The 11,339-nt window shown below is 67.2% G+C and carries 7 protein-coding genes and 1 pseudogene; 5 read left to right on the forward strand and 3 right to left on the reverse strand.

From position 1 onward, the window contains the following. The first annotated feature begins 258 nt into the window (after positions 1–258). Positions 259–1,422 (forward strand): hypothetical protein, encoded by a 1,164-nt coding sequence (locus ETAA1_RS18015; protein ID WP_145240848.1) that lies wholly within the window; start codon positions 259–261, stop codon positions 1,420–1,422. 117 nt (positions 1,423–1,539) lie between these two features. Here ETAA1_RS18015 and ETAA1_RS18020 read toward each other — a convergent pair whose 3' ends face one another. Together ETAA1_RS18020 and ETAA1_RS33855 are read right to left on the reverse strand one after the other, a co-directional pair. Further along, on the reverse strand, positions 1,540–1,791 hold the full coding sequence (locus ETAA1_RS18020; protein WP_145240850.1) for a hypothetical protein: 252 nt from the start codon (positions 1,789–1,791) through the stop codon (positions 1,540–1,542). Between the two features lie 2,555 nt (positions 1,792–4,346). After that, a pseudogene (locus ETAA1_RS33855) lies at positions 4,347–5,438 on the reverse strand (serine/threonine-protein kinase); the annotation flags it as partial. 292 nt (positions 5,439–5,730) lie between these two features. On the opposite strand from ETAA1_RS33855, the gene ETAA1_RS18030 reads away from it, so the two are divergent. The 3 genes from ETAA1_RS18030 (at position 5,731) to ETAA1_RS18040 (ending at position 9,440) form a co-directional block, all read left to right on the forward strand. Then, positions 5,731–6,390: a hypothetical protein gene (locus tag ETAA1_RS18030; RefSeq protein WP_145240854.1), complete on the forward strand. Its 660-nt coding sequence runs from the start codon at positions 5,731–5,733 to the stop codon at positions 6,388–6,390. A gap of 639 nt (positions 6,391–7,029) precedes the next feature. After that, positions 7,030–7,698 carry an SOS response-associated peptidase gene (locus ETAA1_RS18035; RefSeq protein ID WP_145240856.1) on the forward strand — a complete coding sequence of 223 codons (669 nt, stop codon included), beginning with the start codon at positions 7,030–7,032 and terminating at the stop codon, positions 7,696–7,698. 452 nt (positions 7,699–8,150) lie between these two features. Beyond that, the gene (locus ETAA1_RS18040) at positions 8,151–9,440 is read left to right on the forward strand and encodes a hypothetical protein (protein ID WP_145240858.1); all 1,290 of its coding nucleotides are present in this window, start codon (positions 8,151–8,153) and stop codon (positions 9,438–9,440) included. Between the two features lie 715 nt (positions 9,441–10,155). On the opposite strand, the gene ETAA1_RS18045 is transcribed toward ETAA1_RS18040, so the two are convergent. Beyond that, entirely contained in the window at positions 10,156–10,824 is a 669-nt protein-coding gene (locus ETAA1_RS18045; protein WP_145240860.1) for a hypothetical protein, read from the reverse strand. 316 nt (positions 10,825–11,140) lie between these two features. Between ETAA1_RS18045 and ETAA1_RS18050 the strand changes: the two genes are divergently transcribed. Continuing rightward, entirely contained in the window at positions 11,141–11,299 is a 159-nt protein-coding gene (locus tag ETAA1_RS18050) for an SOS response-associated peptidase family protein (RefSeq protein WP_145240862.1), read from the forward strand. Positions 11,300–11,339 lie beyond the last annotated feature (40 nt).

Genomic DNA, 11,339 nt, shown 5'->3' on the forward strand with positions numbered 1-11,339 from the left:
AACGGATTTCGCTTTTGGCCCGCGGCCCGCTCGGGGAAACACCAGTGACGTCAGCCGGCATTCCATCTCGTTGATCGAGGCAGACTGTTGCGCGTCATTCGGGACGTTCGCACCGGCCCCGCGGGTTGTGCCGGTCGGGAAGGCGTCGCAGACGGGCGGGCGTGCCGGCTTGGGCCACCCGGAGTACGGTCGTACACCACCGGCGGCCGATGGACGACGGCCGCACGCGGGCACCGCTTCACCACGAGGGCAGAGGGCATGGGGTTCTTCACCGGCCGGGTCTCCTTCCTCCGGTTCGCCGTCCAGGGGGACGCTCCCCGGCTGTTCGACGACGAGCACGTGGAGAAGCTCCGCGAGCACGCCGCCGGCAAGCAGGCGGTGGCCGCGGCCGACGGGGTGGAGGCCGGGTGGGCGGCCGGCAAGTCGGTCCTCGACGTCGCCTTCGACCTCACCAAGAACGTCGTCAACGACTGCCTGACGTTCGACCTGCGGGTCGACACGGAGAAGCTCCCGGGCGACCTGCTCAAGGCGTACTACGAGGCCGACCTCGCCGCCCTCGCCCGCGAGATCCCGAGCGGGTTCGCGTCGGCCAAGCAGAAGAAGGAGGCGAAGGAGAGCGCCCGCGAGCGGCTGGAGCACGAGGCGAAGGACGGCCGGTTCAAGCGTCGGAAGTGCACCCCGGTCCTGTGGGACCGGCACTCGAACGAAGTGCTGTTCGGCGCGACCTCCTCGTCCCTGGCGGACCGCCTGGGCCACTTATTTGGTGCGACGTTCGGGGCTGGGCTGGAACTCGTCACCGCCGGCCGCCGGGCCGAGCTGCTCGCCGCCCAGCTCGGACTCACGGGGGCGGCCGACGCGCCGTCCGGGTTCGTGGCCGGGGCCGGGGACGAGGTCGCCTGGGTGCCCGGGGGCGGGCCGCCCGACTTCCTCGGCAACGAGTTCCTGCTGTGGCTGTGGTTCCTCACCGACCGCGACGCCGACTCGGTCCAGCTGGCCGACGGCAGTGAAGTGACGCTGATGCCCGCCCGGACGCTCACCCTCCAGTGCCCGCGGGGGGTGACGGGGACGGGGACGCTGGCGAGCGACGGCCCGACGCGACTGCCGGAAGCCCGGCGGGCGGCCCAGGCCGGGAAGCTGCCGCGGAAGATGGGGCTGACCCTGGTGCGGCACGACCAGCAGTACGAGCTGACCCTCCACGCCGAGACGCTGGGCGTGGGCTCCTGCAAGATGCCGGACCTCCCCGAAGACGTGACCGACGCCCGTGGGAAGCTGGACGAGCGGGCGAGTCAGCTGCGGGAACTGGTGGAGACGCTCGACCTGCTATACGGCCGGTTCCTGGCCGTCCGGTTGTCGGCCGACTGGGCGGGAGAGCTGGAGAGGGTGCGGCGGTGGCTCACCCGCGTCGACCAGAAGGCTGCTTGATCTTGGCACGGCTCCGCGGCAGCAGCAGATCCGGTTGGTCAGTCACCGCGGCGGGGAATCGAGCTCTGGGCTTCTTCCCCCTGCACGCACTTCGGTCCTCAACGTGAGATGGTGGCGTCAGCCCAGGAATGCGACGAGCCGGCCCGCGAGCCACGCCCGGAATTCCGGTGTGGTCGGCGGGCAGTGCCTGCACCAGGCGATCACCTCCGCGTCGGCGTGCGGCACCACCGCCTTGACCAGTAACGCCTGCACCATCCCGCTGAGGGCCGGGAGCCGCTCGTCGTCTCTCACCCACTCGTCCGGCGAGCAGTCCAGCGGCTCGTGTTCGTCGGGGACGTAGCAGAAGATGACAACCGGGTCGGCGGTCACGGCGGCGGCTCCGAGGGCTGGTTCGATGTTCGCCGCCCGATCGCCGGCGGTCCACACCCAGACACCGCTCGCGGTGGTGAGCTCACGCCGTCGGCACCCGGTTCCGCGGGTTGTGCGACTGTCGCCCATTCAGTCGGGAAGTCGCGGCCGCCTGTCGGACTCTACAACGCGACTACCATCAGAAATCAACAAGACCGCCGGTTGGTGGAGAGGGGTGTCTACGGAGGCGTTGCCTCTTCCTGGACGCGGTTACCCCAGAGAGATAGGATCGCTTGTGTGATAGGTTCGGGGACTACGTTCCCTGATGACATCGGTGCCCAGTTCTTGGTGAACTTCGCCTCTCTTACGATTTCTTCCCGCGGGATCTCCTTCCCGATTGGTAGGAAAGAGTCCAGACTCAGCTCGACAACACGGGTGCCGTCGTCGTCGAAGGGCTCACTCGTCACGATGCCTTTAGCAAAGACGCCATTATGCGCGTTACCGGTGCGCTGCATAATGGCGACGTCGCCGGGCCGCGGCCTTGTCGATGGGCAAATCCACTGACTGGAATATGGCTGTCCCAATAGAGCATTTCGCTGCACTTCATCGTAGTCCGCGAATGAATTTGGGTCGAGCTTGGGATTCCAGAGGAAGAAGTAAACCGTCCTTGTCGGGTTGGGGTTAGGTGTCCCCGTGCCTTGAGCAGCAACACGCGAGCTGGATTTCGATATGCGCTGTACTTCCGAGGAGGATGTCGCATCGGCAACTGGCGCCGATTGTTCACCGAACGATGGGTGATAGATAGTACAGTCCGGCCGTGCGTCGCTGAGGCGGGAAGCACCGGCTGGAGTAACGCTGGTTCCAGTCAAATTCAGGAGTTCCAGGGGCTTCATCGCTATCAAGTGATCGACGCTCGCGTCGGTCACTCCGAGGCAGTTCTCCAAATTGAGAGATTCCAACACTGGCGCGGATTTAAGTGCAACTATTCCGAGGTCCGTCACCATCGTGTCCGACAGGTCCAGCAATTCCAAACTCGTCATCCTTGCCATCCAGGATAACCCACTGTCCGAGACATGCTTACAGCCCGTTAGCCGGAGATCCCGTAACTTCTGCATCTTGGCCAACTGCGCCAGGCCAGTCTCCGTGATCTGTGTGCCCCCGAGGTCGAGAAACCAGAGCTCGGATAACTTCAGGAGGTGAATCATCCCGTCGTCGCTGATGTTCGTGCCGGGGAGCCCGAGCGCCTCCAGTCGTGACAGCCCGGTGAGGGTAGACAGGCCGGCATCGGTGATCGGCAGTTGGTCGAGTCCGAGCGTTTGCAAGTGAGGCAACGGTGAGAGCCAAACGAGTCCGGCATCGCCGATGTCACTGCCTCCCAGCCGGAGGTCAACCAGAGTTCGCATTGCCCGCACATGCGCGAGGCCGGCATCGGTAACCGTGGTCTCTTCGATGTCTAGTGTTTCGAGCTGCGGCAGCATGGTGAACAGCTTCAGGGTGGCGTCCGTCGCGGAAGATTGCGGGAGCAGCAGCGTCCGTACCTGCGTTAACTTTGCCGCGAGCGCGAACCCATCGTTTGTTAGCCGCTTGCATCCGGTCAGGTCGAGTTCGTTCAGTGCTTCGACATCAACCAAGGTTGCCAGGCCCTGAACGTTTGCGTCTTTCGCACTTCGCATGATGTCGAGTTTGTACACCTCGCCGGCTCGCACCTTGACCTTTGCAGGCAATTTGGTGACGAGCTTCCATCGGGCGAATGGCTTTACCTCCCGGTTCATCCGCCAGTTCCCTGAAACGGCTACGTGCAACTCCCGCTCGACGACCGCAGAGAGTTCGTCTGGGAGAAGCTTGACCGCCGTCCCTGTGAGAAGTCCGAGCCGTCGGAGTGCCTCATTTACCGGACGCCGCAGGGTGAACGCAGTGTGGCCGCTATCTGGATCGCGCTCGGCTGCCCACCCGGCGAGGACATACAACCAAAAACCGCGCGGAGGCTGCTTGACCCCAAGTCGTGCCGCAATCCGTGCTGCCAGTTTGCCGTACTGGAGGTTGACAGCGCTACCGTTAGCGTACCCGACTTCCGCCGCGAGTCGCGCCCACGTCGCCGTGTGGTCCGGGGCCGCGTAGTGCTTCCGAAGCAGGTCGAGATGTATATCGGGGATGCCCTCGGCAAGTACTGCTTCAAACGCCCGCAGGTAGTCGTCGGTGGTTCCGAACTCCTCGTCGTCCACCGGGAGCATTGAAGATTGATGTGCTACGGCTGGGGTATCTGTTGAGACGGGCTCGCTCTCGTTCTCGCGATTGACGGTGGGTTCCACTTTCGGAGTGGGCTTCGCGTCAATCGCCGAGATCGGTGGCAGTGGGAAGGGAGCGACAGGTGTGGCAACAGGCGGGGCCGTTGGCGGAACCGTCACAGCGCCGGACGCGAGAGGCGCCAATTCGGCAGCCAGGTCCGCCGCGGTCGCGGGGCGGCGGGCGGGGTTCTGCGCGACGCACCGGCCGATGAGGTCGACCAGCGGGGGCGGCGTCCCGACATCGGCGAGGTCGTGCGCGTAGTCCGGCCCCGGCCCCTGGGAGAGGTGGCCGGTCAGCATCTGGTATGCGATCACCCCCAGGGCGTGAACGTCGTCGCGCGGGTCGGGGTCGGCCCCGGCGCGTTGCTGGGGGCTGGCGTATAGCGGGGTGTGTGACCCGCGGTGCGACGAGAGCATCCGCCCGCCCTGAGTTGCCCCTCCGCTTCCGTCCTCTGCAAGAGTCGCTTTCGCCGTCACCGCCCCGATGCCGAAGTCCGTCACTCGCAGCCGCTTCCCGGCCCGGTCGTAGAGGATGTTGCTCGGCTTCAAGTCCCTGTGGACGACGGCCGGGGTGAGGCGGTGAAACGCCCCGACCGCCGTGGCGATCTGCCGCAGAGCTTGAACGACGTACTTCAGCCGCTCCCCCGCGGGCCGCCGGTGCAGGTGGCGAATCCAGTCGCCCACGTCGCCGCCGTCCACGTAGTCGAACCGCAGCCAGGGGGTGTCGCCGGTCAGCACCGCGTCGCGGAGGGGGACGACCGACGGGTGGTCGCCCGCCCGCATCACCTGCGCGATGACCCGGCTCTCGTGCCGCAGATCCGCCGCCTGGGGGCCGTGGCAGAACTTGACCGCCGCCTCCACGCCCATGTCGGTGTGCCGGGCCAGCCACACCTCACCGAACCCCCCGACCCCGAGGACGCGGTCGAGGTGCCACTCCGGGCGTCCAACCAGGGCGTCTCCCGGATGAAACCGCGGCGGGCGGGGAGGGAGTAACCGCAACACGTCGTCCGGTGTGGTCAGAGTAAACGCGGCCGGGACCGTCTTGCCGGTGGGATCGCTGGGCCGCTTGAGGGACTGGGTCACAGCCGCGGGGATTTGCGCGAGGTACGATTCAAGCACCAGCCTTTCTTCGACACTCGCCCCGCCAGCGGCTGCTTGGACGGCTTCGGCAGCTGCCTTCCGGGCCTCCGTAGCGGTAACAGCCGCCATCCGCGCGATCTCATCGCGGAGTGCGGCGTCACGAATCCGCTCTCGATACTTGGCGAGTGCGCCGCCCGCGACGGCTAAGGCGAACGAGCCGCCAGGGACCATCGTGGCCAGCCCTTTCACCCCGTTCTCAACGACTGCTTCAGCCACGCAGCTGAAGAACGTAAACACAGGCATCCCTCACCACACGTACAGATCGCGTTTGAGTGAAGCCTATTCGGGATGACCGAAGCGTGCGAGCGAAATCACGGGGTTGGCAGCGGGCGGATACGACGCTCGATTCCTTCCCCAGGGAAAAGGCGTGAGCGTAGGCGCGGCTGTGGTGCCGCACGTGCGCCTGTTTCCTCGGTCAGTCACCCCGCCGCTGTTCTGACCCGACGTGGGATGAGCAGGGAGGTCAACCGAGGTGGAATCTCGCCCCTGGACCTGTTGAAATCCATCCACTACCGACCCGCGACCGGAGCCCCCCTTGGCCGTCTTCAATGTCACCGTTCGGACCACCGAAAGCCTTCTCCCGGCCTCGGAGCCGGACGAGTTCGTCTCGGCCTACACCGGCACCATCACGTCCACCGACGAGGAGACTCGTGAGGTCACACGAGTGGGGAAGGTGTCGGCCCTGCGGGTCAACGCCGGACTCGCCCTGAACGCCGGCTTCGACCTCTCCGACGTGTGCGACGCCCACAGCTCGGAGTTGGCCGCCTTGCACACCCTTCTTTACGTCCCCGGCCAATACCACTTCCGGCGGCGGCTGATGGCCCGGTTCGAGGCCACCCAATCGGACCTTCTGGTGCTCGACTACGTCGTCATCCACCCCCGGTGGCGTCAGCTCCGGCTCGGCCTGCTCGCGGCCCGACGGATGGTGGACATGGTCGGGGCCGGGTGCGGGCTGGCGGTCAGCCGCATCGCCCCGGTCAGACACCGCGCAGCCCATCACGTCGGGGTGCCGGGGTCGTGGCTCCCACGAAACGATACCTCGGATGAACGCCGGGAGGCGGTGGTGTCCTTGCGCCGCTACTTTCGCCGGATGGGGTTCGCGCGGCTCGGTCGGACTCGATACTACGCCCTGCCGCTGAACCTGGTCACGCCGACCGCGGCCGAGCTACTCGGCGGTCGAGCGCCGGACTCGTGAGCCGGCGGTACGCGAATGGTGTAGCGGCGCTTCGCGCAAAAAAGGACCGGCCGCGCTACTCGACTGTCGCCCATTCAGTCGAGAAGTCGCGGCCGGTCTGACGGAACTATACAACCTGCCCACCGCGGAAATCAAACCGAGGATGTCGAGTTTCCAGGGCCGCGGTGTCGGGCTTCCCGACAGCGACAGACCATGTCGGTGATTGCCGCCAAACAATAAACCAGCCGGAGACCGTGTCGCCTCATCAGGTTGCGACAAACTGGGAAGTCGGCTTCCCAAGTGGCACTTCTCCTACTTAATCCTTTCACGTCGCCAACCGCTCGCCCATCGCCCAGCATCGCCCGCGGCTTCGCCCAGCGACCCCGCCCCGGCTGTACGCCCAACAGCCGGGGCTCAAGTCACCGGTTCCGTGTCGCCCTCGGAGCCCTGCCGGAGTCGGGTTGAGGACGCCCACCTCCCCGACCCCAGCAGCAACCATCCCCAGCATCGACGAGTATCGGCGGTCGGTCGTGCCGGTCTTACCGACTGTCATGCACGGGACGCAGCACGTTCTGCCGTGGGCGCGCGTCTTCACCGCTGGTTAGCAGGAGAGGAGATTAGTCTGGCGATTGGGCCACCTCCTCGACGGCGGACCCCGTCATGTGCGGCCGGTACACGTTGTCGTCCAGGCCCGAGGACATCGCCCGGACGTTTGACCTGTACCAGCAACCTGACCTCCTGCCCCGGTACAACGTCGCCCCCGCCCAACTGGTCGCCGTCGTCGCCCTCAAGGGGGACGGCAAGACACGCGGCCTGGCGCAACTCAGGTGGGGGTTCGTGCCGTACTGGGCGAACGACCCGAACTCCGGGCCGAGGCCCATCAACGCCAGGGCCGAGACGGTCGCGTACAAGCCGCCCTTCGACCACGCCTTCCGCGAACGCCGATGTCTCATCCCGGCCGACGGGTTCTTCGAGTGGGCCAAGGTCGGCACGAAGAAGGTCGGGCACCACCTCCGGTTGAAAGCCGGCGGCGTGATGGCGTTCGCCGGCGTCTGGGACGTGTGGAAGGCCGAGGGACGACCCACGTTGGCGACGTGCGCCATCATCACCGTGGCCGCGAACGAGCTGGTCAAGCCCTTCCACGACCGGATGCCGGCAGTCATCACGCCGGAGAAGTTCGACCTGTGGATGGGGTTCGACACCCCGGCGCGTGACCTCCTGGGGGCGCTCGCCCCTCTGCCTGCCGAGCAACTGGAGGTCGTTCGGGTCGGCCCGGCGGTGAACAAGGTGACCAACGACACCCCCGCGTGCGTCGCCCCGGCCGCGTGACGATCAGCCGGAGACCCTCGTGCCCGCCCCGGACGTGATCCCGTTCCCCACCCCGCCGCCCGACCTGCTGTCCTGCTCGCCCGGCTGATAGGTGGTGAACGCCGCCCGCGTCCTGGCCGACGACCCGCCAAGGCTGGTGAAGCCGACACACGACCTGGACGACCCCGCCCCGCTTGGTACGACACCCCGTCGGAGGCGGACCCGGCCACGGGCAACGACACGTTCGGGCCGCGGCCCGGGGTGGTGTTCCGCAAGACCTCGGGTCTGTTCGACGTCCTGAACCGTAGCGGTTGGGGAATGCCGCCGGGGTGCGTGTCGGCGTGTGGTGCTCTGGCCCATTCGGGACGAGTTGGGGTACAGTCATGAGCCGCTGATCACGCCCGGAATACGTGAATGGCCGGTCGGGGCCTCCCGCCAAAAAGCCCCCGACCGGCCGACCAACCGGAGCACGAATGCTACCCGGCAACGCCGGCCCGCGGCGGGGCGCGAGCACGCCCGTCGGCAGTCGCAACCTCCAGCCCCGCGAGCCCGTCGTCCTTCCGGTCGACGAGTACGACCGGACCGGCCCCGACTTCGACCCCGCCGAGTGGGAACACGCCGGCACCCCCCGAACGGTACTGAGCGAGTTCCTCGCCGAGGACGAGGACGACGAGCCGACGGTGAGGCCGACCGCGATCGCCGCGAAGGCGAATCCGGTGAGTCCCGTGAAGACCTCTACCCGGGCCGAACGCGAGGGCACCTCGGTTCCCGCTGATGCAATCACCGGGACCGCGGACGGGAACGGTTCGTCCGCCCACACTTCCGACGAAGCGATCACCGTGCCCATCACTTCCGAGGAAATGCGCAGTCGGATCAAGCGGGACGGACGGATCGTGAAACGGATGCGGGCAGCCGACCGGGAGCGGTTGCGCGGGATCGCCGACCCGGCCGCCCTGGCGGGCGAGACTGCCACCACCGTCGTGTGCTACGGGGCGGGGCTGCGGTGCGCCGTCGAGGCGAAGGCGGACGCACACGCCGAACTCTACCACTCTCCGCTCGACGAGCCGCGCGAGGTTCGCCAGGCCCGGCTCAAGGACGCCTGGGCGGTGGTGACCCGGGGGCGGCAGAAGATCGCCGCGTACGACGCGTGGACGACCGCGCACCGCCCGGAGCTGGCCGACGACGGGCTGCTCGACGGGCTGGCCGGGTCGAAAGAGGACCGGGCCGCCGCGAAGGCCCGGCTCGCCGAGCTGGACCGGACGTACCGGACCGGGGCGGGCAGGTCCGGCTCCGCGGCACCGACAACCGAGGCAGTCCCGGTCCCGCTGATTTACCAGGACGAGTACCGGGGAAAGGTCCGGGCGTACCCGGAATGGGTCGGCCGTGTGCTGCGGATGGTCGTCGCCCGGAAGCAGGCCCGCTACATCCCGGCCATGGCGTTCGTACTCGCACAGCTCGCGTACTGGACGGAGCCGACGGACGGGACCGGGCGGCCCCGGGCGAGGCGGGCGAGGGTCATCAACGGCAAGTGGTGGGTCGTGCTCGGGTACGGGCAGATGGAGAAGCAGACCCCGGTCAGCAGGAGCCAGGCCCGGCAGGCGGTCAAGGTGCTCAAGGAACACAGGCTGGTCGAGACGCTGGCGGCGAAGGGGGCGAACGTCGGGACCGAGGCCGGGGGCGTGAACTATGGCCCGAACACCGTCTTCCTGCGGGTGAACACCGGGGCACTCGACCCGCTCGTGAAGGAGGTGATGTCGGGGTGACCCAAAAAGTGGATTTGGAAAGTGGATCGGCCGGCGTGCGTCATCCTACGCGTCGGAGCAACCGAAACTGGTCGGTGTCGAGGTGGAAGTCGGACGCCTGGTGTACAACCGTACGTTTGCCGACTTCAACAGACCCGTCTGTCCGGGTCAGCAGACGACGTCTGCTGAGGTCGACAGACGGGTCTGTCGGGGGCGACACAGGGGTCTGTCGAGGACGACAGACCTGTCGCAACAGAGTAGGGAGGAGTAGCGAGCGTAAGCGAGCCTACGACTCCTCTCTGCGGCGGCGTCGCTCCGCTCCTCCCCCGCTCCCTCGGCGGGGCTCGGTCGCGGGGGGCGACGCCGCAGAGAGGAAGTAGAAGTGGCGGGGCGGTTGGTCCCGGCCTGTTCGACCACGACGGGATGAGCGCAGCGTCGTCCGACTACCACGACTCGGTTGCGCGCGCTCGAACTTCCACGACGGGGCGCTACCGAGTACTGGACCTACACCTGCTGCCCGACAGTGTCATACTCGATGCCGACGGGATCGAACCGGACGCCGACCCCGGTGACCGACCGCGCGCAATGCGCGTCTCGACGACGGACCGCCGTCCGATTCTCAAATCCACTTTTTGGGTTGTGCCTCTCTCGGACCACACCGACGGTCCCCGGATGGCCGCGTCGGTCGACGTCATCCCGCCACCACGACTACGCCGGTCCGGTACGACGGACTCGCTCACTCCGATCCCGGCTCCGGGCTTGAGTCGAGTTCGCGCCCGCGCTGCCAGAAGTACATGTCGACCAGCTTCATGACCGGATACCGGAGCCCGCCTTGCATTTCGATTCGATCCTGTTCGCATTGAAGGTCGGCCGCGTTGTCACGGGAGAACAGCAGTAGCCGATCGACGAACGCCGCGTTCAGTACGGAGTAGCTGTTCCCGTCGCCCTTGAAGCCGATCAAGAAGTAACGGTCGGTGGCCGGCAGGCACCCGATTGTCCCGAGCAGGACTTTGGTGACCAGGGTGTCGGTCGCCTCCCCGAACGGGGCGTACGCACGGCGGACGGCCGCCACGGCGTCGAACACCAGCTGTCGAAGTTCGTCGTCGTGTTGGCCCGCCCCGAACTCACGCTGCCACAGGTGCTGGAACCGCGGCTCCGCGAGGCAGTCGATGACGGGCCGGTGAACTGTGTACGCTCGCTGCAACAGGAAGGTCGATCCCCGGTACATGCCCCAGCTCGCCAGGTAGAAGCCGAGCTGCAACGCCGCGGTGTCGCGGTCGTCCGCGAGGCCGGTCGGCCCGACCCGCCGGAAGTACCGGAAGCAGTGCTCCCACGAGCGCAGCCGGTGGTGCTCGTCGCCGGCGAGGCGGTCGTGGTAGGCACGGACGTGATCGGTAACGCTCATGTTTCCGGCCTGGGGTGTGGGTCAGTGTGAAGTCGGTGGCTCAAACCCGAGACCGCGGAGCAACCAAATCGACCTGCGGCCACGCCACCGTCTGCTGTACCTCGGCGGCGTCCGGCCCCGCCACATCCTCCGCGAACCGGCCCAGGTCGATCGCCGGCGGTCCACACCCAGACACCGCTCGCGGTGGTGAGCTCACGCCGCCGGCATCTGGTTCCGCGGGTTGTGCCGACAGCTCACGGCCTGTGCATGACGCCGCACCCGCCGGTCGCTTGTGGCCGGCGGCGCACCCCCGCACGATGGGGTGAGGGGGTGGGGCATGTGCGGGCGGTACACACTGACAGCCGGGTGGGGCGAGGTCGCCAACGAGTTCGGCCTGCCCGAACCGCTCGGTGCCGTCACAGCCCTGCCGCCGCGGTACAACATCGCTCCCTCGCAGGCGGTGCCGGTCGTCGGATCACGCCGCCGCTACTCGTAGGATACTTGCACTCCGCAGACAACACCCGAACGGACGGCTG

This window comes from Urbifossiella limnaea, from assembly GCF_007747215.1.
Classification (GTDB): Bacteria; Planctomycetota; Planctomycetia; order Gemmatales; family Gemmataceae; genus Urbifossiella; species Urbifossiella limnaea.

Bases quoted from the DNA above. Each gene is read 5' to 3' on its own strand.
- ETAA1_RS18045 (WP_145240860.1), bottom strand. From the start codon at position 10,824: ATGAGCGTTACCGATCACGTCCGTGCCTACCACGACCGCCTCGCCGGC.
- ETAA1_RS18015 (WP_145240848.1), top strand. From the start codon at position 259: ATGGGGTTCTTCACCGGCCGGGTCTCCTTCCTCCGGTTCGCCGTCCAG.
- ETAA1_RS18050 (WP_145240862.1), top strand. From the start codon at position 11,141: ATGTGCGGGCGGTACACACTGACAGCCGGGTGGGGCGAGGTCGCCAAC.
- ETAA1_RS18035 (WP_145240856.1), top strand. From the start codon at position 7,030: ATGTGCGGCCGGTACACGTTGTCGTCCAGGCCCGAGGACATCGCCCGG.
- ETAA1_RS18040 (WP_145240858.1), top strand. From the start codon at position 8,151: ATGCTACCCGGCAACGCCGGCCCGCGGCGGGGCGCGAGCACGCCCGTC.